This window comes from Acidovorax soli (genome assembly GCF_014207955.1).
Taxonomy (GTDB): Bacteria; Pseudomonadota; Gammaproteobacteria; order Burkholderiales; family Burkholderiaceae_C; genus Acidovorax; species Acidovorax soli_A.
Genome location: NZ_JACHLK010000001.1, coordinates 741,342 through 767,242, shown reverse-complemented (window position 1 = coordinate 767,242; position 25,901 = coordinate 741,342). Strand labels below are relative to the sequence as shown.

Here is a 25,901-nt window from a genome sequence, read left to right as displayed (position 1 = left end):
CCCGCCATGCACCACAGCACCACGCTCCCACGCACCCTGCCAGCGGGCACGCCGGCCGCCGCACGCACGGCCCTGCAGCTCATGCAGCGCCTGCAGCACGGCAGCCTCACCGTGCAGCTGCCCGATGGCACGCTGCAGCACTTCGGCGACCACCAGGGCGGCGGGCCGGCCGCGGCCATCACGCTGCGCAACTGGAACCTGTGCCGCGCCGCGCTCAAGTCCGGCGACATCGGCTTTGCCGAGAGCTACATCGCGGGCGATTGGACCACGCCGAACCTGACGGACCTGCTGCGCGTCTTCATCGCCAACCGCCAGCAGGTGGAGAGCGTGATCTACGGTTCCTGGGCCGGGCGGCTGCTCTACCGCATCAAGCACCTGCTCAACCGCAACACGCGTGCCAACAGCCAGAAGAACATCCATGCCCACTACGACCTGGGCAATGCCTTCTACACCCTGTGGCTGGACGACACCATGAACTACTCGTCGGCCTGGTTCGAGGGCGACGCGGGTGGCGACATGCGCACGGCCCAGCATGCCAAGGTGCGCCGGGCCTTGCGCATGGCCGGCGTGCAGCCGGGCGACCGGGTGCTGGAGATCGGTTGCGGCTGGGGCGCCCTGGCCGAGATGGCAACCACCGAGTTCGGCGCCGCGCTGACCGGCGTGACACTGTCGACTGAGCAACTGGCCTTCGCCCAGGAGCGCATGGCACGGCTCGGCGTGGCCGAACGCGCGGAACTGCGCCTGCAGGACTACCGCGACATCACCGACGGCCCGTATGACGCGGTCTGCTCCATCGAGATGGTCGAGGCCGTGGGCCGTGCCTACTGGCCCACCTACTTCCAGGCCGTGCGGCGCCTGCTCAAGCCCGGCGGGCGGGCCTGCATCCAGAGCATCGTGATCGACGACAGCCTGTTCGAACGCTACATCAGCTCCACCGACTTCATCCAGCAGTACATCTTTCCGGGCGGCTGCCTGCCCTGCCCACGCGAGTTCCGCCGCGAGGCCGAAGCCGCCGGCCTGCGTGTGGTGGACGAGTTCGCCTTCGGCCAGGACTATGCCGAGACGCTCAGGCGCTGGCGCGAGCGCTTCCTGGCCCAGCGCGCGCAGATCCTCGCGCTCGGCTTCGACGAGCGCTTCCTGCACATCTGGGAGTTCTACCTGGCCTATTGCGAGGCGGCCTTCGCCATGGAGAACATCAACCTCGTGCAGTACACGCTGGTGCGCGACTGAGCCCATGGCCATGAAGCAAGTTGCCGCGCTCTCCCTGGCCCTGGCCAGTGGCGCCCTGCTCCTGGCCCCTGGCCTGGCCATGGGCCAGGCGCCCGCCGTGGCACCAGCCCCTGCCATGGCACCGCTGCCCGGCCTGCGCCAGGCGGGCCAGGGCACGCTGCGCTTCCTAGGCTTTCCGGTCTACAGCGCCCAGCTGTGGGTGAGCCCCGGCTTCGAGGCCAGCGACTACGGCGCCCGGCCCCTGGTGCTGCAGCTGGAGTACCAGCGCGACTTCACGGCCGAGGCGATTGCCAGGCGCTCGATCCAGGAGATGCGGCGCGTGGGCCGCTTTACGCCCGCACAGGCCACCCGCTGGCAACAGGCCCTGCAGGCCGCCCTGCCCGACGTGAAGGCCGGCGACCAGTTGAGCGGCATCTACCAGCCCGGGGCGGGCGCCGTGTTCCAGATGGGTGGGCAGGTGGTCGGCGAGGTCCAGGACCCCGAATTCTCGCGCCTGTTCTTCGGCATCTGGCTGTCGCCCCGCACCTCCGAGCCGGCCTTGCGCCAGGCGCTGATCGCGCCGCCGCCCGCCGCGCAAGCGCCATGACCATGGCCGCAGCACTGCCCTGGCGCCAGGGGCTGGCCTATGGCCTGCTCGGCTTGCCGCTGGCTTTCGTGGCCCTGCCGCTGTATGTGCTGCTGCCCCACCACTATGCACGCGAGTTCGGCATGCCACTGGCCACACTGGGCGGCGTGCTGCTGGCCGCACGCCTGTTCGACGCCCTGTCGGACCCGCTGCTCGGCCGCTGGGCCGATCGGCTGTTCGAGCGTTCGCCGCTGGCCGTGCTCTCCACCGGGGCCGTGTCCGCGGTGGTACTGGCCGTCGGGCTCACCGCCCTGTTCTTTCCCCGGGTGCAGGGCCAGGGGGCACTCACCGCCTGGGCCCTGGCCTGCCTGCTGGTCAGCTACCTGGCGTACAGCCAGCTCGGCATAGCGCACCAGTCCTGGGGCGCGCGCCTGGGCGGCGACGAACTGCAGCGCAGCCGCATCGTGGCCTGGCGCGAGGGCGCTGCGCTGGCCGGCGTGGTGCTGGCCTCGGTGCTGCCCACCTTGCTGGGCCTGCCAGTGATGCTGGGTGTGTTTGCCGCCACCCTGGTGCTGGGCTGGCTGGCTTGGCTGCGCGCCCCCCGGCCGGCACCAGCGCCACCAGAGGCCACGGGCCTGGCCGACCTGTGGCGGCCCTGGGCCCGGCCCACCTTCCGGCGCCTGCTCGCGGTGTTCGTGCTCAACGGCATCGCCAGCGCCATCCCGGCCACGCTGGTGCTGTTCTTCATCCAGGACCGGCTGCAGGCCCCGCCGGGCCGGGAGCCGATGTTCCTGGCCGCCTACTTCCTCACGGCGGCGCTCTCGATCCCGCTGTGGCTGCGGGCCGTGGCGCATTGGGGGCTGGCCCGCAGCTGGCTGGCGGGCATGCTGCTGGCCGTGGCAGTGTTCGGCTGGACGGCGCTGCTGGGCACGGGCGACAGCGGGCCCTTCCTGGCCGTGTGCGCGCTCTCGGGCATGGCCCTGGGCGCGGACCTGGCCCTGCCCGGCGCGCTGCTGGCCGGTGTGGTGGCGGCCGCGGGCGACAGCGGCCGGCAGGAGGGCGCCTACTTCGGCTGGTGGAACTTTGCCACCAAGCTCAACCTGGCGCTCGCTGCCGGCCTGGCGCTGCCCCTGCTCGACGCCCTGGGCTATGCGCCCGGCACGCGCAGCGCAGAGGGCCTGCACACCCTCACCCTGGCCTATGCCGTGCTGCCCTGCGCCCTGAAGCTGGCGGCAGCGGCCGCGCTGTCTTTCCTGCTCCTGCGGCAGCCCCTTGCCGCAGCCCCTCTTCCATCGCTTGGAGGCCAGCCATGATGCAGCGGCGCCGACTCCTTCTTGCGGCCACGGCCGTGGCCACCCCTGTGCTGCTGCCGGGCTGCGCCGGCCAGAGCGTGGCCGACTATGCGGCCGAAAAGCCGGTGCTCGACCTGGCGCAGTATTTCAACGGCATCGTCGATGCGCAGGGCATGTTCCAGGACCGCAGCGGCAAGGTTGTCAAGCGCTTCAGCGTGGTCATGCACTGCCAGTGGACCGGCGACCAGGGCGTGCTTGACGAAGCCTTCACCTACTCGGACGGCAGCACCGAGCGGCGCATCTGGCGCCTCGTGCGTGGCGCCGATGGCCGCTACACCGGCACGGCCGGCGACGTGGTCGGCCAGGCCACGGGCCAGGCCCGCGGCAACGCCTTCCACTGGACCTACACCCTGGCCCTGCCCGTGGACGGCACGGTCTACCACGTGGACATGGACGACTGGATGTACCAGATGGACGAGCGCGTCATGCTCAACCGCGCCACCATGCGCAAGTTCGGCGTGCGCCTGGGCGAGGTCACGCTGTCGTTCACGAAACGGGCGGTGCCATGAGCCTCAACCCCGCCCAGCGCGACTGGCGCGGCCGCCGGGCCTGGCTGATCGGCGCCTCCAGCGGCATCGGCCGCGCCACGGCATCGGCCCTGCATGCGCGCGGCGCTGCCGTCATCGTCTCGGCCCGCAGCGAAGCGGCACTCAACGCCTTTGCCGCCCAACACCCGGGCAGCCTGGCCCTGCCGGTGGACACGGGTGTGCCCGACGCCGTGCGCACTGCCGCAGCCCAGGTGCTGGCCACGGGACCGCTGGACCTGGTGTGCTACTGCGCCGGTACCTACCGCGGCATGCGCGCCACCGAATTCAACCTGGCCGAGATGCTGCACCACGAACAGGTGAACTACACCGGTGCACTGCATGTGCTGGGCGCGGTGCTGCCGGCCATGCTGGCGTCGGCCCGCGCAGGGCGTGCCGGGCACATCGGCCTGGTCAGCAGCGTGGCCGGCTTTCGCGGCCTGCCCAAGAGCCTGGCCTATGGCCCGACCAAGGCGGCGCTGATCAACCTGGCCGAGGCCCTGTACCTGGACCTGCACGACCTGGGCATGGGCGTGAGCGTGATCAACCCCGGCTTCGTGGCCACGCCGCTGACCGAGGGCAATGACTTCGACATGCCCGCCCTGATCAGCCCGGAAGAAGCCGCCGCGGCGATCCTGAAGGGCTGGGCGCAGGGCCAGTTCGACATCCACTTCCCCAAGCGCTTCACGCGCGTGATGAAAATGCTGCGCGTGCTGCCCTATGGGTGGTACTTTCCAGCGATCCGCAAGTTCACCGGACTTTGATTGAGCCCCTGCATGCCCACCGACGCCACCGCCGCATCCACCGAAGAGGCCGCCACCCGCGTGGTGGCGTTCTTCGAGACCCTGGCCCCGGCCGACGTGGCCGCGCTGGGCCGGCTCTATGCCGTCGATGCACGCTTCAAGGACCCGTTCAACGAGGTGCAGGGCGTGCCCGCCATCGAGCGCATCTTCGGGCACATGTTCGAGGCGCTCGACCAGCCGCGCTTTGTGGTCACCGGGCGCGTGGTGCAGGGGCCGCAGTGCTTTCTGACCTGGGAGTTCCTGTTCGCCTTCCGCAATTTCGACAAGGGCGTGACCCAGACCGTGCGCGGCGCCTCGCACCTGGTGTTCGACGACCAGGGCCTGGTCACGCTGCACCGCGACTACTGGGACGCGGCGGAGGAGCTGTACGAGAAGCTGCCCTTGGTAGGCGGCCTGATGCGCTGGCTGAAGAAGCGCGCCAACAGCTGAGTCAAACCGCGCGCAGCCGCAGATGCCCTGGCAACGGCACGGCACGCTGCAGCACCCCTTCGGCCAGCCACACGGCACTGTCCCAGGCGCGGCTTGCCACATAGGGCAGGGGCAGTTGCTGGTAGTCGTCGTTGAAGACCTCGAAGCTGTAGTCGCCGCGGTAGCCCATGGCATCGAGCGTGCGCACCAGTTCCACCAGCGCCTGGCTGTGCACGCCCTCGCCCGGAAAGACGCGGAAGTGCCGCGCGGTATCGATGCGCTCCTGCACCGTGCGCGTTTCCTGCCACATGAAGTCCGACAGCTGCACGAGGTAGATGCGCTCCGGGTCGATGCCGTCGAGGGCCGACAAGGGCGTGCCTGTGGCGAACTGGTGGTAGGAATCGATGGCCAGGCCAAGGTTGGGACAGTCGGCCCGCTGCACCGCGGCCCAGGCCTGGTGCACCTCGTTGATGTGCCGCCCCCAGGACAGGCCCTCGAACGCAATGCGGATGCCATGGGGCAGCGCCAGCATGGCCAGCTTGCGCAGGTCGCGCGCAATGGCGTCCGGGTCGTCGGTGGCGTGCAGCGAGGTGGAGCTGCAGGCCAGCAGCACGCGCGTGCCCAGGGCCCGCGCCATGAGGATCATCTGCTGGGCGATACCCACCTTGTAGCTGTGCAGGTGGCCCGACAGCCCCTCGAAGTCGCGCAGCACCTGGAAACCTGTGACGCGCAGGCCGCTTTCGCGCACCGCCTGTACGGCCGCGTCGATGCCCGCGGGGTGGCCCACAATGTCGCGTGCGGCCAGCATGATCTGGCCGAAGCCGGCGGCCTTCACGGCGGCCAGCTTGGCCTCCAGCGGGCCGGCCAGGCTGATGGTGTCCATGCCGAAATCGGCGACATTGCGTTGCATGGCGGAGGCACGCATGATGATGCCCTCCTTCAGCGGGGGTCGAGCACCAGCTCGAAGCTGGCGCCGCCGGCCTCGGCACGCGTGAGCGCTCCGCGCACCTCGCTGTGCACGCCCGTGGGCGACTCGACAAAGTCCACCCCCTGCGCACGCAGGGCCGCCACGGTGGCGAGGACATCGCCGGTGCCGAAGGCCACGCGCTGCAACTGCTCGCCGGGGTCGGCATCGAGGGCGTCGATCAGCGGTTCGATGAGCTGCCAGTACAGCGTGCCGCAGGGGCTGGCCAGGATGCGCCCCTGCGTGAGCACGCCGAAGTTCTGCCCGGGCGGCAGCTCGGCAAAGCCGAACAGCGCGCCATAGAAGGCGGTCCAGTCGGCCAGCCGGTCCAGGCCGATGTACTGCACCAGCCCGAACAGGTGCAGGCCATGCTGCGCGGGCGGCCGCGGGTCCACCGTGGGGATGGGCACGAAGTCCACGTCGTAGATGGAGAACTCGCGGTGCCGGTCGACGAAGTAGATGCGGCTGCTGCCCACGCCGTGGATGGCGGGGATGTTGAGCTCCATGACCTGCACTTCGGTATGCACGGCCCAGGCACCCAGTTCCAGCACGCGCCGGTAGGCCGCCGCGGCATTGCCCACCCGGAAGGCGATGGCCGACAGCACCGGCGCATCGCCGGGGGCGGGAAGGGTGGTGCCGGCGCCCTCGCCCTGGTGCGCGTTGACGATGATGTTCATGTCCCCTTGGCGGTACAGCAGCACCTCGCGCGAGCGGTGGCGTGCCACGGGCTTGAAGCCCATGCGCTCCAGTGCCTGGCCCAGGGCCTGGGGACGGGCCGTGGCGTACTCGATGAACTCCACGCCCAGCAGTCCCAGGGGGTTGGGCAGGGCGCCCAGGGATTCTCGGTCGGCCGTCATGGATGTGCTCATGGTGCGTTGCGCTCCAGGTAGGGAAAGGATCAGTGCGCGGCCACGAGCCGGCGGAAATGCGCGTCCATGCGCGCTGCATCGGGTACCACGCCGGTGAACAGCTCAAAGGCGCCGACCGCCTGGCCCACGGCCATGCCGCCACCGTCCGAGACGCGGCAGCCCAGTGCACGCGCGGCGCGGACCAGGGCGGTTTCGAGCGGGAAGTACACGACTTCCGAGACCCACATCGCGGGGCGCAGCAGCCCCGCATCCAGGGGCAGACCGGGCAGCTTGTCCATGCCCGTGGGCGTGGCGTGGATCAGCCCGGTGGCCTGGGCCATGGCGCTTGCGATGTCCGCAGCCCCGGCGCGCACCCCGTAGAGCGCGTTGACATCTGCCGCGAGCTGGGCGGCACGCCCGGGCTGGGCATCGACGATGGACAGGCGCTGCGCGCCCAGGCGCAGCACGGCATGCGCGATCGCCGCACCGGCACCACCGGCACCCAATAGCACCACATGCGCCAGATCGGCCTGCGGCAGGGCGCGCTGGAAGCCCCAGGCCCAGCCGGAACCGTCGGTGTTGTGCCCCACAAGCCGGCCCTCCTGCACCACCACGGTGTTCACCGCACCCATGGCCCGCGCCTCTTCGGACAGGGCATCGAGGTGCGGGATCACGGCCTGCTTGCAGGGGTAGGTCACGTTGCAGCCCGCATAGCCCATGATGCGCGCGGCGGCGAGCAAGGTGGGCAGTTGTTCGGGCGACGAGGCGGAGCGGTCCAGATCGATCAGCTGGTAGTGCAGGCGCATGCCATGGTGGCGCGCTTCCTCTTCGTGCAGGGCAGGCGACAGCGACTGCTGGATGCCGGCGCCGATCAGCCCGATCAGCACCTTGCGGGGGCTCGTGGAAGACATGGCGGACAGGGGTTCGGGGTGCAATGGGCGCATGGGGGGACAGCGGAGGCAGAGGCCCCCGCAATGCCGGCTTGCTTACTTGCCGCCGCGCAGCTTGGCCAGCGTGGCATAGACCTCCTGCACCGTGTCGGCACCGACCTTGTCGCTGTGCTTGTCGACCACGGGCTTGACCTTGGCACGCAGCTTGTCGAGCTCGGCGGGCGAGAACTCGGTGACCTGCATGCCGGCCTTCTTGAGGTCTTCGAGTGCCACGTCGGCCTGCGACCGCGAAACGCTGCGCTGGAAGGTGGTGGCCTCGGCCATGGCTTCGCTCACCGCCTTCTGGTCGGCCGGGTTCAGGCTGTCCCAGAACTTCTTGCTGACGATGACGGCCTGGGGGTTGTACATGTGGCGCGTGACCGTGAGGTGCTTTTGCACTTCGGCGAACTTCGACGAGAGGATGGTCGAGAACGGGTTCTCCTGGCCGTCCACGGCCTTCTGCTCCATGGCCGAGTACAGCTCGGGGAAGGGCATGGGCACGGCATTCGCGCCCAGCGCGTTGAACATGTCGATGTAGATCGGCGACTGGATCACGCGGATCTTCAGGCCCGCAATGTCCTCGGCCTTGGTAATGGGCTTCTTGCTGTTGGTGAGGTTGCGAAAGCCCAGTTCCCAGTAGCCCAGGCCCACCAGGTTCTTGGCCACGAGCTTGTCGAGCAGCTTCTTGCCGAAGGGGCCGTCGGTCACGGCGTCGGCCTCCTGCGGCGTGGCGAACAGGAAGGGGAAGTCGTAGATGCCGAACTCCTTGGCCTGGGCCGAGAGGATGCCGGCGTTGAGCACCGTCATCTCCACCGTGCCGCCCTGCAGTGCCGAGACGGTCTGCAGGTCGCCACCGAGCGTGCCGCCGGGGAAGAGCTTGACCGCGATGCGGCCATTGGTCTTGGCGGCCACGAGGTCGGCGAACTTCTGTGCGCCCTGCGCCTGCGGGTGCTCCTTCTGGTTCTGGAAGGCGAACTTGATGGTGCGCTCCTGCGCCTGGGCACCGGGCAGCAGAGATGCGGCCACCAGGGCCGTGGCAAGCAGGGTCTTCAAGAGTTTCATGGAAAGTCTCCTTGGTTTTGGGCGGGCAGAAAACGGGGGATAGCCAGGCGGGACTTCAGCCCGACAGCCAGCGCAGCGGCACCATGACGATGGATGGGAACAGCACCAGCAGGAACATCACGACGAACTGCGCCAGCATGAAGGGCAGCACGCCGCGCGTGACCTGGTCCATGGTGATGCGCCCCACGCCGGCCACCACGTTGAGCACGGTGCCCACGGGCGGGGTGATGAGACCGATGGCGTTGTTGATGATGAACAGCACACCGAAGTACACGGGGTCGATGCCGGCGGCCTTGACCACAGGCATGAGCACGGGCGTCAGGATCAGGATGGTGGGCGTCATGTCCATGGCCGTTCCCACCACCATCACCAGGACCATGATGGCGATCAGCAGCAGCGTCTGGTTGCCCATGAAGGGTTCAAGCATGCCGATGACCTTGGAGGGCAGGTCGGCCACGGTGATGAGCCAGGCCGAGACCATGGCGGCCGCCACCAGGAACATCACGATGGCGCTGGTGCGGGCCGATGCCTGGAAGATCTCTGCGAGCTGGCGCACGCTGATCTCACGGTAGACGAACATGGCCACCAGCAAGGCATAGACGGCGGCCACCACGGCGGCTTCGGTGGGCGTGAACACGCCCATGCGCAGACCGACCAGGATGATGACGGGCAGGCCCAGGGCCCAGGCCGCTTCGCGCAGGGCCTTGGCCAGCTCGGCCCGGCTCGCCTTCGGTGGCGGCTGCACCTTTTCATTGCGCACCAGCCACCACCAGGTCACGGCCAGCGCCAGCCCCAGCAGAATGCCCGGCACGATGCCCGCGAGGAACAGCTTGCTGATGGACACGTTGGCGGCCACACCGAAGATCACGAAGCCGATGGAGGGCGGGATCACCGGCGCGATGATGCCGGCCGATGCGATCAACCCCGCAGAGCGCGCCTTGTCGTGGCCCGCGGCCACCATCATGGGCAGCAGCAGGGACGCCAGGGCGGCCGCGTCGGCCACGGCCGAGCCCGAAACAGCCGCCAGGATCACCGCCGCCATGATGGTCACGTAGCCCAGCCCACCGGGCACGTGGCCGACCAGGGTCAGGGCGAGCTTGACGATGCGGCGCGACAGCCCGCCCACGTTCATGATCTCGCCGGCCAGCATGAAGAAGGGCACGGCCAGCAGGGGAAAGCTGTCGGCCCCGTTGATGACGTTCTGCGCCAGGATCTGCGCGTCGAACAGGTCCAGGTGCCACATCAGGGCCACGCCGCTGAGCAGCAGCGCATAGGCGATGGGAATGCCGATCGCCATGGCGAGCAACAGCGATCCGAGGAAGATGGCGACGGTCATGGGGTGCTTGTCCTTGGGGGGCCTGGTCGGTGTGTCATGAGCGCTTGGGCTGGTCACCGCCGTGCTGCCCCAGGGCTGCGAGCTCTTCGCTTTCCTGGACCATGACCAGTTCCTGTTCCTGCAGGGGAACGAAGAGGGTGCGCAGGAGATCGCGCAGGAGGATGGCAATGCCCGAGCCCCCCATGAGCACGCCGCTGGCGTAGAAGATCGCCACCGAGGCACCCGTGACCGGGGCTTCGGTGTCCCAGTTGATCAGCATCTGCGCCCAGCTTCCCGTGAGCAGCAGCCACGACACGTAGAGCATGGCCAGTTGGGCCAGTGCCAGGCAGAAGCGCTTGCCGACGGCGGGCAGGCGCGCCACCAGCATGTCCGTACCCAGGTGGCCACGCTCACGCAGTGCCACGATGGAACCCATGAAGGTCAGCCACACGAAGAGCCAGCGCGACAGCTCTTCGGACACCGTGATGCCGGTGTTGAGCGCGTAGCGCGCCACCACATTGCCGAACACCAGCACGACCATGACGGCCAGGCAGATGCCCGAGAGCGCATCCAGCACGCGGGTGTAGCCCCGCAGCACGCGATCGGCCAGTGCAAACATGGTGTGTCTCCGTTCTTGTTCGGTGTGAAATGAATTTTGTACGAACTGGTTAGTATTTAATCTAGGTGCAAACCCTGCTTCCCGACTTCGCCGAGAGAGTTTCCGGGTCGATCAGCCAATGGCTAAGGGAAGGGCGCGCGCTCAACAAGCCAGCGACCGCCGCGCAAGGGCCGCCCCGCCGCGCTGGCGGTGTCCTCCGCCCGCCTCTGGCGGCGGTGCCGAGGCGCGAAGCGACTCAGGGGGATGTACCTGCTACGGGCGCAGAAAGCGCACGATCATCTCGACGATGGAAGCGCGGCGCTCGGCCATGGCGGCGGGCGCCTCCAGCGTGCGCTTGAAGATCGCGCCGAAGGTGTGGCGGTTGGAGACGTTGAAGAAGCACAGTGCCGAGATCGACATGTGCAGGTCCACCGGATCCACGTCGGGACGGAAGACGCCGGCCCCCACACCGCGCTGGTAGACCTTGTGCACCGCGTGGATGACCGGGATGTTGAGCTCCTGGATGGTCGTGGAGCGGCTGATGTACTCGCCCCGGTGCATGTTCTCGTTCATCACCAGGCGGATGAAATCGGGGTTGGCCAGTTGGTAGTCGAAAGTGAAGCCCACCAGGGTGCGCAGGGCCTGCTCGGGCGCCAGGTCTTCCAGGTGCAGGTCCGACTCGATCTGCCGAATGCGGCGGTAGGCTTCTTCGAGCACCCGCACGTACAGGCCTTCCTTGCTACCAAAATAGTAGTAGATCATGCGCTTGCTGGTGCTGGTGAGCGCAGCGATCTCGTCGATGCGCGCCCCGGCCAGGCCCTTGTCCGCGAACTCCGCCGTGGCCACCTGCAGGATGTTGGCCATGGTGCGGTCGGGATCGTTCACGCGCACGCGCTCGGCGCCGGGCGTGGCGGCCGCCTCGCGCGCAGCGCGCTGCCGCGCCGGGCGGCTGTCAGCGGCGGAGGGCGGGGATTTTTGAACCGTTTCGTCCATATGCGCCAAGCATACGGCAAGGGCGCCAGAGGCCACAGGCCGGCCGTATCAGTTGTCGATTGCGCTGTGCGCCACCCGCGACGCATAAAACTGGCGCGGCCCAGGCCAGTGCCCCCGTGCAAGGGCCGCCCCGCCGCACTGGGGGCGTCCCCCTCCCGACTCGTGCAACGAGTCGAGAGAGGGGGAAGGCGCTAAGCGACTCAGGGGGTGTTTCACTTCAGGAGGGCTTGGTGTCTGCGAAGCTCGGGCGCAGCATGAGCTTGTCCATCAGCTTGCCCAGGTTGGGGTACTCGCTGCGCCAGGCGATCTCGGGGAAGCGGAACTCCAGCCAGCCCAGCGCGCAGCCCACGGCGATGTCCGACAGGCTCAGGTGGATGCCGCTGCAGTAGGGCTTGTCACCCAGGCCCTGGCTCATGGACTTGAGGCTGTCGTCGACCTTGCGCATCTGGCGGTCGATCCAGGCCTGGCTGCGCTCGCCATCCTTGCGGTGGGCCCAGGTGGCTTCCAGGCGCGCCAGGATGGCGGCATCCACCACCCCATCGGCCAGGGCCTCCCAGGTCTTGACCTCGGCGCGTTCGCGGCCCTGGCTGGGGATGAGCTTGCCCACGGGCGAGAGGGTGTCCAGGTACTCGACGATGACGCGCGAGTCGAAGACCGCCTCGCCGCCTTCCATCACCAGGCAGGGCACCTTGCCCAGCGGGTTGGAGGTGGCAATCGTCGTGTCGTCGGCCCAGACGTTTTCCTGCACGAACTGGTAGTCGAGCTTCTTTTCGGCCATGACGACGCGCACCTTGCGTACATAAGGGCTGGCGGAGGCTCCGATCAATTTCATGGCGAGATTTCTTCCAGTGCGCGGGATGCGGGAACAGATGACAGGGTACGCGACCGATTCTATCGGCTGGCGCCCACAGGACGCGGCGGGCAAGCCCCCGCAAACGGGTGAGCAAGGCCCCGAAGGCGCCCGCAAGGGGGCAGCCGGCGGCCCCACGGCCCCAGTTGGTGCAAATTTGCAACACTTGCATCCAGTCCCCCGGAACCGGGGCTTGGCGCCCATGGCGGGCCGTGCCCATCCCCCGGATGGGGGTTATCCCGCGTGCAAAGCCTACAATCCGGGTCCATGAGCCTGTCCACCATCACCGCCCTGTCGCCGCTCGACGGCCGCTATTCCAACAAACTCGCCGCGCTGCGCCCGATCATGAGCGAGCACGGCTACATGCACCGGCGCGTGCAGGTGGAAGTCGCGTGGTTCATCGCGCTCTCGGACGCCGGCTTTGCCGAGTTCAAACCGCTGACCACGGGCGCGCGGGCCTACCTGCTGGGCCTGGTGAAGAACTTCTCCGAAGCCGACTCGGCCGCGATCAAGGAGATCGAGAAGACCACCAACCACGACGTGAAGGCCGTGGAATACTGGATCAAGAGCAAGTTCGAGGCACGGCCCGAGCTGGAGAAAGCCGCCGAGTTCGTGCACTTCGCCTGCACCAGCGAGGACATCAACAACACCAGCCACGCGCTGCAACTGCGCTCGGGCCGCGACCAGGTCGTGCTGCCGGGCCTGGACCGCGTGGTGCTCAAGCTGCGCGAGATGGCGCACGCCTACGCCGACGTGCCCATGCTGAGCCGCACGCACGGCCAGACCGCGAGCCCCACCACCGTGGGCAAGGAAATGGCCAACGTGGTGGTGCGCCTGCAGGCCGCCTGCGACCGCATTGCCGCCGTGAAGATCCTGGGCAAGATGAACGGCGCCGTGGGCAACTACAACGCCCACATGTCCGCCTGGCCCGATTTCGACTGGGAGGCCTTCAGCAAGAAGGTCATCGAGACGCCAGAGCCCCTGGGCCTGGGCCTGACCTTCCAGCCCTACAGCATCCAGATTGAACCGCACGACTACATGGCCGAGCTGTTCGATGCCGTGGCGCGTGCCAATACCATCCTGGTCGACCTCTCGCGCGACATTTGGGGCTATGTGAGCCTGGGCTACTTCAAGCAGCGCCTGAAGGCCGGCGAGATCGGCTCCAGCACCATGCCGCACAAGGTCAATCCCATCGACTTCGAGAACGCAGAAGGCAACCTGGGCCTGGCCAACGCGCTGCTGCGCCACCTGTCGGAAAAGCTGCCGATCAGCCGCTGGCAGCGCGACCTGACCGACAGCACGGTGCTGCGCAACATGGGCGTGGCCCTGGGCTATGCCGCGCTGGCCTACGCCTCGCTGCTGACCGGCCTGAACAAGCTCGAACTCAACGAGGAAGCCCTGGCCGAGGACCTGGACGCCGCCTGGGAAGTGCTGGCCGAGCCCATCCAGACCGTCATGCGCCGCTACGGCGTGCAGGGCGCCTACGAAAAGCTCAAGGAGGTCACGCGCGGCAAGACGGTGACGGCCGAGGCGCTGCACGGCCTGATCCGCTCGCTGGAGATCCCGCAGGAAGAAAAGGACCGGCTGCTGGCGATGACGCCGGGCAGCTACACGGGCAAGGCCGCCGCCCTGGCGCGCCGGGCCTGATTGCAGGAGCCCTGCGGAAGCAGCAGGACGGCGTGCCTTCCCCAGGGCGGGCACGCCCACCACCGAAATCACCATCGCCCTGGCGCATGGTGATTCTTTTTTTCACGGCCTCTGTTGCCTGCACCCGGGCAAAGGCAGCGGTCAATTGTTTTCAGTGAGACCGCATGGCCCTCAAATCCACCATCTTCAAGGCGCATCTGCAGATCGCCGACATCGACCACGGCTACTACGCGGACCACGCGCTGACGCTGGCACGCCACCCGAGCGAGACCGACGAGCGCATGATGGTGCGCCTGGTGGCCATGGCGCTGCATGCGCACGATCTCAACGACGTCTGCAATGGCGACGGCACCCTGGCCTTTGGCGCGGGTCTGTCGGACCCGGATGATCCGGACGCCTCGCTCACCGACTTCACGGGCCGCAAGCGCGTGTGGATCGAGGTCGGCCAGCCCGAAGACAAGCCGCTGACCAAGGCCTGCAGCAAGGCCGACAGCGTGGTGGTCTACTGCTTCAACCACGCCGCCGAGGTCTGGTGGAAGGGCATCGAGACCAAGCTCACGCGCCTCGAAAAGCTGCAGGTCTGGCGCATCCCCACCGATGCATCGCAGGCCCTGGCGGCCCTGGCCGAGCGCAGCATGCAGCTGCAGGCCACAGTGCAGGAAGGCGCGCTGACCCTGAGCAGCAACCTGGGCAGCGTGACCGTGGAGCCGGTGCGCTGGAAGTAAGCCCTGCTCCGCTCAGCTCAGTCCAACGGCATCAGGGCGCCGCAGTGCCAGCACTGCTCGAAGCCGCCCTCGACCATTTCTCCACAGCGGCAGGCCCAGCGGCGCTGCGGCAGATTCTGCAGGTCGTTGAGCAAGGTGCGTGCGCGGGCGGCATGCTCGTCGTACTCGAGCCAGATCTCGGGCAGGCACTGGTCGGGCGGCAGGTGGCCGGCGGCGGCGCCCAGGTACTGGCGCTGCACGGAGGCGGTCATGCCGGCCTCGCACAGGATGTCGGCCCAGAGCGTGGCGATCGCGATGTTGGGGGCCTGGGTCAGTCGCAGCATGGGCCCACCATACCGCGTTGGCCGCGCGGCGTACAGGGCCCCAGAACCTCAGGCCTGCGGCACCGGCACCGGCACCGGCTGCGGCCCCTGCGACGGGCCCTCCGCAGCGCGCTCGGCGTAGCGGTTGAAGCGCCAGGCGGAATGCTCGAGTGTGATGCGGCGCCACACACTGCGCTTTTCGGCGGGTGTATAGGCCAGCCAGTGCTGCACCTCGTCGAAGCTGCGGCCACAGCCTTTGCAATGGTCATCGCCCTGGCTGGTGGAGCAGATGGCGATGCAAGGAGTATCGGGCGTGGTTTCGTACCAGCCCTGCCATGCGGCCAGCGCGTCCGCGGGGAAATCCGCTTCCTCGATCTCGTCCGCGTGCCGGTAGACCATCAGCGCATACAGCTTGGCCAGGGCGCGGGTGGCCGGCGCCAGGGTGAAGCCATCGGGCGAGGGCACACGCTCGCGCCAGTGGTTGATGGCGGCTTCGATGTCGGTGATGTGGATGCGGGAAGAGGGCATGGCGAAAAAAACAGCCCCCACCGGCTTCTGCCCGGCGGGGGCCCGGAGGATAACCGGCCTTGCCCGGCATGCGGGCAAGGGGGTTAATCCATCCCGCTCAGTTGTTGCCCAGCGCAATGCCTTCGCGGCGCGGGTCGGCGCCCCCGGCGTAGGTGCCCGCTGCGGGGTTGCGCGAGAGCAGGCCGGCGCTGCCGTTGGCACGCACACCGTTGTAGATCACTCCGTGCAGGCCGCTGGTGAAGGTGTCGGTCTGCGCCACGGTGTGGCCGCGGGCGCGCAGGCCGTCGCGGATGGCGGCGGTGTCGATCACCGAGCCCTTCTCGATAGAGGTGGTGGCATTGGTCTGGGCGCCGAAGTTGGGCAGGTTGATGGCCTGCTGCACGTTCAGCCCCCAGTCGGTCATGCCCAGGATGCTCTTGGCGGTGTACTGGATGATGGCACTGCCGCCGGGCGAGCCGATGGCCCCTTCGAAGTCGCCGGTGGCGGCATTGAAGATGATGGTCGGTGCCATGGAGCTGCGCGGCCGCTTGCCGGGCTGCACGCTGTTGGCGATGGCCTTGCCGGCGGAATCGGTGGCCGTGAACGAGAAGTCGGTGAGCTGGTTGTTGAGCAGGAAGCCGCGCACCATCTGCAGGCTGCCGAAGCCGTTCTCGATGGTCGTGGTCATCGACACGGCGTTGCCCGAGGCATCCACGATGGACAAGTGGGTGGTGGAGGGCAGGTTCAGCGAGCTGTCGGCGCCACGCGATGCGACCACGCCGGGCGGCGTGCCCGCCACCGGTGTGCCGATGCTGCGCTGCATGTCGATCAGGCGCGCACGGCCCTTGAGGTAGTCGGCGTTGATCAGGCCGGCCTGGGGCACGGAAACGAAGTCGGGGTCGGCCACGTACAGGGCACGGTCGGCATAGGCCAGGCGGTAGGCCTCGGAGACCACGTGCACCGAATCGAGTGTGTTGGGCTTCATCGCCGCGAGGTCGAAGCTCTCCAGCATGCCCAGGGTCTGCAGCACGGCAATGCCGCCCGAGCTCGGTGCGGGCATGCCGCAAACACGGTACTTGGTGCGGTAGACGCCGCAAACGGGCTCGCGCACCTTGGAGGTGTAGTTGCTCAGGTCGGACAGCGCGAGCTTGCCGGGGTTGGTCGGATGGCGGGTGACCTTGGCCACGATGTCGGCAGCGATGTCGCCCTTGTAGAAGGCATCGGCTCCGCCATTGGCGATGGCGCGCAGGGTGGCCGCGAGTTCAGGGTTCTTGAGCAGGGTGCCGGTGGGCTTGGCCGTGCCGTCGGCGCGCAGGAAATAGCTGGCGCCGGGCTCGCCCTGGGCCTTGATGCGCGCGGCCGAACCGGCAATCGATACGCTCATGCGCTCGGAAATGGCAAAACCGTCTTCGCTGAGCTTGATGGCGGGCTCGAACAGGTCCTTCCACGGCAGCTTGCCGTGGGCCTTGTGCGCCGCCTCGAGCATGCGCAGCACACCCGGCGTGCCCACGGAGAGGCCACCGTCCACGGCCGTGAGGAAGGCCAGCGGATTGCCGTCGGCACCGATGAACAGGTTGGGCGTGGCGGCCATGGGCGCGGTCTCGCGGCCATCGTAGGCCAGCACGCGGTTGGACCCCTTGTCGAAGTGCAGCATGAAGGCGCCGCCGCCAATGCCCGAGGATTGCGGCTCCACCAGGTTGAGCACCATCTGCACGGCAATCGCCGCATCGGTGGCGCTACCGCCCTTGGCCAGGATGGCGGTGCCCGCCTGCACAGCCAGCGGGTTGGCCGCAGCGACCATGTCCTTATTGGCATAGGCAATGCTCTTGGGCGTATAGCCCGAAGGCGGCTCGGGCGGCACATACTGTTCCACCGGCTCGGCGACGGGGGAATCGTCATTGCCTCCGCAGGCAGCAAGCAGTGCGGCCACGGCAGTGGCACTGAGCAGGGCGAGCGGCCAGCGGCGCCCGGTGGTGAAGATGGTCATGGAGTGTGGGTCCTCGATCCAATGGTGAACAGAAGGGGGATGCAGCCTGCGGACACGGGGCAGGCGCACAGCGAAACACATGATAGTCACGGTTTTGTCACAGCGTCCAGACCCAAAGGCGTTGGTGAAATGCGGGCAGCATGTGCTCGTTATCCCTTGGATGGGCGGCGTGCGCACAGGGCGGGGCTTGCGCTCAGGGCCGGGCAATGGTCCAATTGCGGCTTCGAAGGGGAGTAGCTCCCGCCACGCACGTACAGCGCGCCCTGCAGGGGTGCTGCTGGCAGGTGGCATCGGCCTGTCGTCAGTACGAAGCATCGCTTCCGGCAGCCCGGGTCCAGCGCGCACGCAAGGCGCCGGATCGAGCAAGACCTTTGATGGGCCCTGTGTGGGCTGATCAAGGCCGTCCTCCCGATTTCGTCCCCCCGCGCAACGCGGGCGAGCCCTTGATCCACCGACCGCAGGCCCTCTATCCCCGGGATGGACTTGGCGCTACATTGGCGCCAAGCCCTCCCTTTGCCTACCGATATCGAGGAATTTATGGAATTTTTGGCTTCGCCCGAGTTTTGGGTCGCACTGGGACAGATCATCATCATCGACATCCTGCTGGGTGGCGACAATGCGGTGGTCATTGCCCTGGCCTGCCGCAAGCTGCCGCCCGCCCAGCGCACCAAGGGCATCATCTGGGGCACGGCAGGCGCCATCGTTCTGCGCGTGATCCTGATCGCCTTTGCCATGACCTTGCTGGCCCTGCCGTTCCTCAAGTTCGTGGGCGCAGTGTTGCTGGTGTGGATCGGCGTCAAGCTGCTGGCCCCCGATGAAGACGGCCACGGCGACGTGCAGGGCAGCGACAAGCTGCTGGCCGCCATCAAGACCATCATCGTGGCCGACCTGGTGATGAGCGTGGACAACGTGATCGCCATCGCTGGTGCCGCACAGAATGCCGGTGAACACCAGTTCCTGCTGGTGGTGCTGGGCCTCTTGATCTCGATCCCGATCATCGTCTGGGGCAGCCAGTTGGTCATCAAGCTGATGGAGCGTTTCCCGTTCATCATCACGCTGGGCGGGATGCTGCTGGGCTGGATCGCCGGCGGCATGCTGGTGACCGATCCGGTATTTGCCAATGCAGACAAGTGGCAATGGATGCTCAAGATTGAGCAATCCGACGCGATCCGGTATGGTGCGAGCGTGGCAGGCGCACTGGTGGTGCTGGCCATCGGCAAGATGGTGCTGGCGCGCCGCGCTGCCGCGGCGCCCGCGCAGCACGGCTGAGCAAGCCCGCACTGGACTCTTCGACGAACCCGGGTGGCCACCTCATGGTGGCCACCCCTGACAAGAAAGCGCATGCATATGGACAAAGTCATCGTGTACGTGGACGACGCGGCCCATGCGCAGCAGATCCTCGCGCCCCTGTTCGCGCGTGGCTCGGCCGGCAATACGCACTGGGTGCTGGTGGCCTGCGCGCCGCGCATGACCCACCGCATCAGCAAGTGGGTGAGCCACAGCGCGCGCGAGAACTGGCGCGCGAAGTGGGCTGACAAGCTGTTTGCCCAGGTGGTGCCCAGCCTGCGGGCCCATCCCGACCAGGTCACCACGGTGCTGGCCAAGGGCCCGCTGCCGGAGTTGACCGACAAGCTGCAGGCCGACTTGGGAGGCACCCGGGCCCAGGTGGTGGACGCGCGCCGCCCCAAGCTCGATGTGCCAGCCCCCGATGCCGGCACTGCGGTGCCAGTCGGCGGGCGCTGGTCGCTGCCAGGCACGCTGAGCAGCCTGTTTGCCAGTGTGGGCCTGCTGCTGGTGCTGGGCACGGAGTAAGCCGCGCCTTCGTGGGCTTTGGTGCCGGGGCGTGCCCCGGCCTTCCTTCCCGCAAGCCCGTTTGCCACAGGCCGGTGCTATCCTGTGGCCATGATCCGACTTCTTCTGAAATGGCTGCTCAGCGCCGCCGCGCTGCTGTTCGTGGCCTATGTCTACAGCGGTGTGGTGGTGCAGAGCTTTCCGTCGGCGCTGATCGCGGCCTTCGTGATCGGCCTGTTCAACGTGGTGCTGCGCCCCATCCTCGTGGTGCTGACCCTGCCCGTGACCATCGTGACGGTCGGGCTGTTCCTTTTTGTCATCAATGCACTCATGTTCTGGGCCGCGGCCAGTGTGCTCGACGGCTTCCAGGTCACCGGCTTTGCCGCCGCGCTGATCGGCTCACTGATCTATTCGCTGCTGGGCGTGGTGATCGAGTCAGCGCTCGGCGGTCTGTTCGCGAAGCAATGATTCCACGGCCTTGAGCCGGGTGTCGATGATGGACGCCTCGAAGTGGTCCGCCGATGCGCCGCTGCGCCGGGCCAGGTCCTGCCCGGCCTTGAAACGGTCCACCGCCGCCGCGTAGTCGTAGCGCGTGGCATGCGCCTCGGCCTCGGCGCGCACAGCGCGCAGCGGCTGGCCATTGGCCTGCCACACCGTGGCCATCAGCTGCCACACGGTGGCGTCACGCGGGTGGTTGGCGATCCAGGTCTGCAATGCACCGGCCACCTCCCCGGAGCGCCCGACCTTGAGCAGCGCGCGGGTGCGCAGCAGCAACTCTGGCCGCCGGTCATTGGCCCCGGGGGGCAGCGCGGCCAGGGCGGCGTCGGCATCGCCTGCGGCCAGTTCGATCTCGGACTTGAGCAGCTGCGCCTGGCGCTGGGCCGGCGCGTCGCCGCGCACCTGGGCCTCCAGCAGCACCCAGGTCGCACGGGCGGCCTTGGCATCGCGCAGCTGGCTGCTGCCCAGGGCCGACGCATAGAGGATGGCGGCCTTGCGTGGCGCGCTCTGGCCCGCAAAGCCGGTACTGCCCGGCTCGGCGATCCACTGGCGCACCGTGTCCACCCCCGGGTTGGAGAGCACCCGCGCGCGCGCTGACGCCATGGCATGTTCCTGCGTGGAGGCCGGGGCCGGTTGCGCCCTGCCCGGAGGCAGGCGCGACTGCATGTCGGCCATGCGCTGGGTGGTCAGCGGGTGGCTGCGCAGGTAGGGCCAAGAGCCGTTGTCGTTGATGCGGTTGGCCTGCTGCAGCTTGTCGAACATGCTGACAAAGCCCTGGGGCGCAAAGCCCGCGGGCTCCATCAGGCCGTAGCCGATGCGGTCCGCCTCGCGCTCCATGTCGCGCGAGAAGTTGAGCTGGTTCTGCATGGCCAGCGCCTGGCCACCGACCACCATGGCCTGGGCAGCCCCCGGGTTCTTGCTGGCGGCCAGGGCCCCGAGGATCATGGCGCCCAGCAGCAGGGGCGTCTGCTTGCTCTGCTGCGCGATCAGCCGTGAGATGTGGCGCTGCGTGACGTGGCTGAGCTCGTGCGCGAGCACCGAAGCCAGTTCGTCGCGCGAACTCACCACACCGATGAGGCCCAGGTGCACGCCCAGGTAGCCGCCCGGCAGCGCAAAGGCATTCACCGTGCGATCGCGCCCAAGCAGGATCTCCCAGGCAAAGCGCTCGTCGAGCTCCGGCGACAGTTCGCCGCGCTTGCGCGCTGCCTCCATCAGCGGCAGCCACAGGCCCTGGACATACTCGGACAGCACTGCATCGTCGATGTAGTCCGGGTCGCGGTAGAGCTCGCGGATGATGCGGTCCCCCAAGCGCCGTTCGCCGCTGGTGGTGAGTTCGCTGCCATCGCCCAGCGTGGGCAACTGCGCATGGGCCATGCGCACCGGAAGAACGCCCGCCGCGCTGCAGGCCAGGGTAAGCACCAGGGGTGCGAGCGCCGCACGCACCCGCGCCCGCTTGTTGCTGTCAGGGAAGGCCGCCTTGCTTGGGATTTTCCGCATGGACCGTATGATGCCCTGACACTCCAGTGTTTCCCCGGCGATTCAACTGGTTACCAAGAAATTGCCTGCTACCTGCCCGAGCCGTCTCCGGCCACCCGATCTCCATGTCCAAACCCGACCCCACCAGCACGCCCACCCTCACCCACTTCGATGCCCAGGGCCAGGCCCACATGGTGGACGTAGGCGCCAAGCCCGCCACCCACCGCATCGCCGTGGCCACCGGCCGCATCGAGATGCAGCCCGCGACACTGGCCATCATCGAAGCCGGTACGGCCAAGAAAGGGGACGTGCTGGGCATCGCCCGCATCGCCGGCATCCAGGCAGCCAAGAAGACCAGCGATCTGATTCCGCTGTGCCATCCGCTGGCGCTGACGCGGGTGGCAGTGGAGTTTGAGGTGGCTGGCGTGCAGCACCCTGGCGCAACGGGAATCACCTGCACGGCCACGGTGGAAACCGTGGGGCCGACGGGGGTGGAGATGGAGGCGCTGGCGGCGGTGCAGATTGCCTTGCTGACGATTTACGACATGTGCAAGGCGGTGGATCGAGCGATGGTGGTGGAGGGGGTGCGGGTGGTAGAGAAAAAGGGAGGAAAGTCAATCCAAGTTCAGCGAACAGCGTAGGACACCAGAGACCTTACCGACATTCCGATGGCGCATATTTCGCAGGCAGAGTGCCCAGAGTCCTGTTGGCCATCCCGCGTGAAGTGGCCACCGTTGCCGAAGCACTGGCGCAGGCCCAGTCCAAGGTTCCTGTCGAGGTGGCTACGGGCACTGCGCCCTCGATGTTGGGAGAAAAGACGATAGTCCGCCCATGCAGTCCTGTCGGAAAACCGTTGCCGGGCGACGAAGACAAGCTCACGACCACTGGCCAAGGGGTTGCACTGGCTGTAATGGCAACGCCACCGACATATTTGCTGGATTTGTTTGCAGCAGGAATGGCGTTGTAGATGGCTGCCGCAGCATTCATGCCCGCAATCCCCCCCGTTTGGAAGCCTTCGACGAGCCGCTCCTTGGCTGGATCCGCAGCCATCACGGCCTCCGACACACGCGTGCGTATCACGAAATCTTGATAAGCTGGCAACGCCACTGCCGCGAGCACGCCGATGATGGCGACCACAATCATCAACTCAATTAAAGTGAATCCGCGAGCCGATTTACAGCGCATATAAGAAGTCGTCCAGATGCAGATCGATGCCGAGGACACGCAAACTTTGTTCCCGGCGAATTTCGTCGAAATGACATTTTTGTTGCTCATGTCTAGGTCCCCCGCGGGCCAGGTCTGTCAGTAGAATCCGTCCGATTTGCCCGCGCTCACGCCCTTCGAGCACGGCACCCTTCTTGCTGCCCATAGCGCCTAGATCTTGGTTTTGAATTGGAGCATTGATTGATGACCCCTTCGCATCGCAGCCCCCGACACTGGCTGCTGGCCATATTTATCCTGTCGGGCTTTGCAGGATTGATATATCAATCCATATGGTCACACTATCTGGGACTTTTTCTCGGGCATGCAGCCTATGCCCAAGCCTTGGTGCTCGCCATCTTCATGGGCGGGATGGCAGCTGGAGCTGCATGGATTGCACGTGCTGGCCAACGGTGGCGCAACCTGATCCGCGGCTATGCGCTCATAGAAGCAATTATTGGCGCACTGGGCCTGCTTTTCCATTGGATTTTTACCAATGTAGCGGCCTTCAGCTATGACTGGCTCATTCCCTCTCTGGGAACGCCGTGGGCAATCAATCTTTCCCGCTGGATCGTGGCGGCACTGCTCATTCTGCCGCAAACGATTTTGCTGGGGATGACATTCCCTCTCATGAGCGGCGGGCTCATCCGCCGCTTTCCGGGCAGTGATGGCAATTTGCTTGGGGGGCTCTATTTTACCAACAGCATCGGGGCTGCATTTGGGGCTTTGATGGCAGTGTTTGTCCTGCTTCCCTGGGTGGGGCTACCCGGAGCCATGGTGGTAGCCGGCATTTTGAATTTCGTGGTCGCGGCACTGGCTTGGTGGCTGGCCCGTGACCCTGAGCCGGTAGCCCCCGCCCCCGTCTCGATTCAGGCCGCGCCTGACCAGCGCTTGCGCAACAATCCGCTGCTGCGTACGGTGTTGTTCGGCACCGCCCTATCCGGGGCTGCGTCCTTTGCTTACGAAATCATCTGGATTCGAATGTTGAGCATGGCCGTCGGCAGCACCATGCATGCTTTCGAACTTATGCTGGCATCATTCATTGCGGGGATTGCACTAGGCGGACTTTGGGTACGCAAACACGCAGACAGCGCGGAATCCCCATTGCGTCTTGTCGGTTGGATGCAGGTTTTCATGGGCATCGCCGCATTGGCTTCCTTGGCAGTCTATGCCAACGCGTTCACTTGGGTTGGCTGGCTCATGTCTGCCCTGACCAAGACGGATGGAGGATATTCCCTGTTCAATCTTGGGACTGCGGCGACAGCGATCTCCATCATGCTTCCCGCGGCCTTCTTTGCCGGCACCACACTGCCGCTTTTCACTGTGGCCCTGCTTCGCTCAGGGCAAGGAGAGCGCGCCATTGGCCGGGTTTACGCATGGAACACATTGGGCGCGATTGCAGGTGTTTTTGCCGCAATCCACTTTTTGATACCTAACCTCGGGCTCAAACTTGCGTTGTGTATCGCCGCCCTGGTAGATATCGGTCTCGGCTTATTTCTACTTCGCCAACAGGTTGACAGCAAACGGACCCTGATGCGATTTGGAATTGCAGTTGGATTGTCTGCTGTTGCCGTGATTGTGGCCGTCCGTATTCCCTTCGACTTGATGGTTGCCACCTCCGGTGTATATCGACATGGACGTGCAAGCCTGAAAGCTGATGACCAGATTGTTTATTACAAGGACGGGAAGACAGCGACCGTGGCGGCAGCGGCCTCCAGGAACGGAAGCATTCATATTTCGACCAACGGCAAGACCGATGCTTCCATACAGATGCAAGACCATCTTCCCGCCACGCAGGATGAACCAACGATGGTCCTCGCCGCGGCGCTTCCCCTTGGCATGGTTGAAAACCCAAAGCGGGTGGGCGTGATCGGATTTGGATCGGGTTTGACTACACACGCCTTTCTCGGAGACGAAAGGCTTGAACGGGTCGATACCATCGATATTGAGGAAGCCATGGTGGAAGGGGCCAAGGCATTCGGAGTTCGATCGGAACGCGCGTACAAGGACCCTCGCTCCCACGTCATCATTGATGATGCGAAGAGCTATTTTTCCGGGCAGAACCAGAAGTACGATATTATTATTTCAGAGCCATCCAACCCCTGGATCAGTGGTGTGGGCGCTCTTTTTAGCGAAGAGTTCTATAAATTTGTTCCCAGGCACCTGAACGAGGGTGGCCTGTTCATGCAATGGGTACAGATTTACGAAATAGACGATGCGCTTCTCGGATCCGTTCTCAAGTCACTGACACCTGCGTTTGATGACTATGGCGCATGGCTGAGCAATGGGTCTGACCTGCTTATCGTGGCCAGTCCCAAAGGCCCTCTGCCGAAGATGGATTTTTCAAAGCTTGCCGCCAACCCGAAGGTGAAGGCGGACCTGGAGCGGGTAGGTATTGCCAATGCCCAGCAGCTTGATTTCCGGAAAGTTGCCGATGCGCGCATGCTGCGCGCACTGAGCAAGATAACGCAAGAGCCCGGACCGAACTCAGATTACTTTCCGATCCTGGGCCTGCATGCGCCCAAGTCGCGATTCAAGGGTGCTTCTGCCGTCACTACGATGAGTTTGCCAAAGGTCAATCGCCCATTGCTGGAAGCGATGGGCATCTCCCCAGCATTGCCTGACAATGTACCCATTTCATCCTTGAAATACTTCGCAGGGGATGTTTTGACCGCTGAAGCTCGCCAGCTGGCGAGCGAACTTCGGGGTGAAGTTGCTGCCCTGTCTCCGGGGCCCGCATTTTTACGGGCCACCCTTGGAAATTGCACGGCCGATCTGACAGCCGATCAAATACAGGCTGCTTCTGGTTTTATTAGCACCATCGGGGCTCGCACCGTAACGCATCTGCCCGCATCGGCGTTGCAAGGTGTGTGGGTCAATCCCACATGGCAAACCTGCAAGAGATTGTCCAAAGATCTGATTCGGGCTCTGAAGATATTGGAGGTTCATTCTCAGAGAGACTACCCGCAGATGGAAGCCTTGGGAATCGATTGGATCAAAAATCGCCCCCGCAATCAATATTCACGAATAGAGTTCGATGGACTTGCATGGTCCGGTATCGTTCTCTCCCGTATTCATTCACGGCGGTGGGGTGAATTGCCAGAAGCGATCGATCTCCTGGACAAGGATACCGCCATTGTCAATGACTATTCATTTCTCGCCAATATAGTCAATAGCATGGGCAACAACAATCCTGTGGCAAAAAGCAACTAAGAGCAATTTGCGATCAAAGCCGCGATCCGAGGGTCGCGGCTTTTCTATTGAACGGTTTTCCGAAACATTCGGCAGTTGCTCAATTTCAGTAACGTGAAAATCAGGCAGCAAGAG

26 protein-coding genes are annotated in these 25,901 nt (G+C 66.1%); 13 read left to right on the top strand and 13 right to left on the bottom strand.

The features are described from left to right. The first annotated feature begins 6 nt into the window (after positions 1-6). Genes HNP48_RS03555 through HNP48_RS03530 form a run of 6 tightly spaced genes read left to right on the top strand, consistent with a single transcriptional unit; the run spans position 7 to position 4,903 of the window. On the top strand, positions 7-1,230 hold the full coding sequence (locus HNP48_RS03555; RefSeq protein ID WP_184855447.1) for a cyclopropane-fatty-acyl-phospholipid synthase family protein: 1,224 nt from the start codon (positions 7-9) through the stop codon (positions 1,228-1,230). A gap of 10 nt (positions 1,231-1,240) precedes the next feature. Beyond that, entirely contained in the window at positions 1,241-1,816 is a 576-nt protein-coding gene (locus HNP48_RS03550) for a chalcone isomerase family protein (RefSeq protein ID WP_184855446.1), read from the top strand. Beyond that, entirely contained in the window at positions 1,813-3,108 is a 1,296-nt protein-coding gene (locus HNP48_RS03545) for an MFS transporter (protein WP_184855445.1), read from the top strand. Before HNP48_RS03550 ends, HNP48_RS03545 begins: the two co-directional genes overlap by 4 nt. Then, positions 3,108-3,656: a DUF3833 domain-containing protein gene (locus HNP48_RS03540; RefSeq protein ID WP_184855680.1), complete on the top strand. Its 549-nt coding sequence runs from the start codon at positions 3,108-3,110 to the stop codon at positions 3,654-3,656. Before HNP48_RS03545 ends, HNP48_RS03540 begins: the two co-directional genes overlap by 1 nt. After that, entirely contained in the window at positions 3,653-4,435 is a 783-nt protein-coding gene (locus HNP48_RS03535; protein ID WP_184855444.1) for an SDR family oxidoreductase, read from the top strand. The genes HNP48_RS03540 and HNP48_RS03535 overlap by 4 nt, the downstream gene beginning before the upstream one ends. Before the next feature lie 12 nt (positions 4,436-4,447). Then, positions 4,448-4,903 carry a nuclear transport factor 2 family protein gene (locus HNP48_RS03530; protein WP_184855443.1) on the top strand — a complete coding sequence of 152 codons (456 nt, stop codon included), beginning with the start codon at positions 4,448-4,450 and terminating at the stop codon, positions 4,901-4,903. 1 nt (position 4,904) lies between these two features. Here the strand turns inward: HNP48_RS03530 and HNP48_RS03525 are convergent, their stop codons facing one another. The 8 genes from HNP48_RS03525 to HNP48_RS03490 form a co-directional block, all read right to left on the bottom strand. Next, positions 4,905-5,807, bottom strand: coding sequence for a sugar phosphate isomerase/epimerase (locus HNP48_RS03525; protein ID WP_184855442.1), 903 nt, complete (start codon positions 5,805-5,807; stop codon positions 4,905-4,907). Positions 5,808-5,821: 14 nt separating this feature from the next. Next, positions 5,822-6,715, bottom strand: coding sequence for a 4-hydroxyphenylpyruvate dioxygenase (locus HNP48_RS03520; protein ID WP_184855441.1), 894 nt, complete (start codon positions 6,713-6,715; stop codon positions 5,822-5,824). A gap of 29 nt (positions 6,716-6,744) precedes the next feature. Further along, positions 6,745-7,605 (bottom strand): shikimate dehydrogenase, encoded by an 861-nt coding sequence (locus tag HNP48_RS03515; protein ID WP_184855440.1) that lies wholly within the window; start codon positions 7,603-7,605, stop codon positions 6,745-6,747. A gap of 75 nt (positions 7,606-7,680) precedes the next feature. Beyond that, positions 7,681-8,685, bottom strand: coding sequence for a TRAP transporter substrate-binding protein (locus HNP48_RS03510; RefSeq protein WP_184855439.1), 1,005 nt, complete (start codon positions 8,683-8,685; stop codon positions 7,681-7,683). A gap of 55 nt (positions 8,686-8,740) precedes the next feature. Beyond that, positions 8,741-10,021 (bottom strand): TRAP transporter large permease, encoded by a 1,281-nt coding sequence (locus HNP48_RS03505; protein ID WP_184855438.1) that lies wholly within the window; start codon positions 10,019-10,021, stop codon positions 8,741-8,743. Positions 10,022-10,055: 34 nt separating this feature from the next. Continuing rightward, positions 10,056-10,619, bottom strand: a complete 564-nt coding sequence (locus HNP48_RS03500; protein ID WP_184855437.1) for a TRAP transporter small permease — start codon at positions 10,617-10,619, stop codon at positions 10,056-10,058. 252 nt (positions 10,620-10,871) lie between these two features. Next, entirely contained in the window at positions 10,872-11,591 is a 720-nt protein-coding gene (locus HNP48_RS03495; protein ID WP_184855436.1) for a TetR/AcrR family transcriptional regulator, read from the bottom strand. Between the two features lie 217 nt (positions 11,592-11,808). After that, positions 11,809-12,423 (bottom strand): glutathione S-transferase N-terminal domain-containing protein, encoded by a 615-nt coding sequence (locus tag HNP48_RS03490; protein ID WP_184855435.1) that lies wholly within the window; start codon positions 12,421-12,423, stop codon positions 11,809-11,811. A gap of 285 nt (positions 12,424-12,708) precedes the next feature. Here HNP48_RS03490 and purB point away from each other — a divergent pair, with 285 nt between their 5' ends. Next, positions 12,709-14,088, top strand: coding sequence for an adenylosuccinate lyase (gene purB, locus HNP48_RS03485; protein ID WP_184855434.1), 1,380 nt, complete (start codon positions 12,709-12,711; stop codon positions 14,086-14,088). Between the two features lie 164 nt (positions 14,089-14,252). Then, on the top strand, positions 14,253-14,813 hold the full coding sequence (locus HNP48_RS03480; protein ID WP_184855433.1) for a YaeQ family protein: 561 nt from the start codon (positions 14,253-14,255) through the stop codon (positions 14,811-14,813). A 17-nt stretch (positions 14,814-14,830) separates the two neighbouring features. On the opposite strand, the gene HNP48_RS03475 is transcribed toward HNP48_RS03480, so the two are convergent. From HNP48_RS03475 to ggt, 3 genes are all read right to left on the bottom strand, one after another. Then, positions 14,831-15,136, bottom strand: a complete 306-nt coding sequence (locus HNP48_RS03475; RefSeq protein ID WP_184855432.1) for a DUF2007 domain-containing protein — start codon at positions 15,134-15,136, stop codon at positions 14,831-14,833. Positions 15,137-15,184: 48 nt separating this feature from the next. Continuing rightward, positions 15,185-15,643 carry a DUF3717 domain-containing protein gene (locus tag HNP48_RS03470; RefSeq protein WP_184855431.1) on the bottom strand — a complete coding sequence of 153 codons (459 nt, stop codon included), beginning with the start codon at positions 15,641-15,643 and terminating at the stop codon, positions 15,185-15,187. A 97-nt stretch (positions 15,644-15,740) separates the two neighbouring features. Beyond that, entirely contained in the window at positions 15,741-17,609 is a 1,869-nt protein-coding gene (ggt, locus tag HNP48_RS03465) for a gamma-glutamyltransferase (RefSeq protein WP_184855430.1), read from the bottom strand. 537 nt (positions 17,610-18,146) lie between these two features. Here ggt and HNP48_RS03460 point away from each other — a divergent pair. The 3 genes from HNP48_RS03460 (at position 18,147) to HNP48_RS03450 (ending at position 19,868) form a co-directional block, all read left to right on the top strand. Continuing rightward, positions 18,147-18,878 carry a TerC family protein gene (locus HNP48_RS03460; protein ID WP_184855429.1) on the top strand — a complete coding sequence of 244 codons (732 nt, stop codon included), beginning with the start codon at positions 18,147-18,149 and terminating at the stop codon, positions 18,876-18,878. Between the two features lie 78 nt (positions 18,879-18,956). Further along, positions 18,957-19,421: a hypothetical protein gene (locus tag HNP48_RS03455; RefSeq protein WP_184855679.1), complete on the top strand. Its 465-nt coding sequence runs from the start codon at positions 18,957-18,959 to the stop codon at positions 19,419-19,421. A gap of 93 nt (positions 19,422-19,514) precedes the next feature. After that, positions 19,515-19,868 carry a phage holin family protein gene (locus HNP48_RS03450; RefSeq protein ID WP_184855678.1) on the top strand — a complete coding sequence of 118 codons (354 nt, stop codon included), beginning with the start codon at positions 19,515-19,517 and terminating at the stop codon, positions 19,866-19,868. Here the strand turns inward: HNP48_RS03450 and HNP48_RS03445 are convergent. Then, complete coding sequence (locus tag HNP48_RS03445; protein WP_409362531.1) at positions 19,836-21,395, bottom strand: M48 family metalloprotease; 1,560 nt, start codon at positions 21,393-21,395, stop codon at positions 19,836-19,838. The two genes, HNP48_RS03450 and HNP48_RS03445, sit on opposite strands and share 33 nt — an antisense overlap. Before the next feature lie 104 nt (positions 21,396-21,499). Between HNP48_RS03445 and moaC the strand changes: the two genes are divergently transcribed. Beyond that, a complete protein-coding gene (gene moaC / locus HNP48_RS03440; protein ID WP_184855428.1) occupies positions 21,500-22,015 on the top strand; it encodes a cyclic pyranopterin monophosphate synthase MoaC in 516 nt (171 codons plus the stop codon). Between the two features lie 13 nt (positions 22,016-22,028). Here the strand turns inward: moaC and HNP48_RS03435 are convergent, their stop codons facing one another. Continuing rightward, a complete protein-coding gene (locus tag HNP48_RS03435) occupies positions 22,029-22,649 on the bottom strand; it encodes a pilin (protein WP_311773800.1) in 621 nt (206 codons plus the stop codon). 132 nt (positions 22,650-22,781) lie between these two features. Here HNP48_RS03435 and HNP48_RS03430 point away from each other — a divergent pair, with 132 nt between their 5' ends. Then, positions 22,782-25,787, top strand: a complete 3,006-nt coding sequence (locus tag HNP48_RS03430; protein ID WP_184855427.1) for a fused MFS/spermidine synthase — start codon at positions 22,782-22,784, stop codon at positions 25,785-25,787. Positions 25,788-25,901 lie beyond the last annotated feature (114 nt).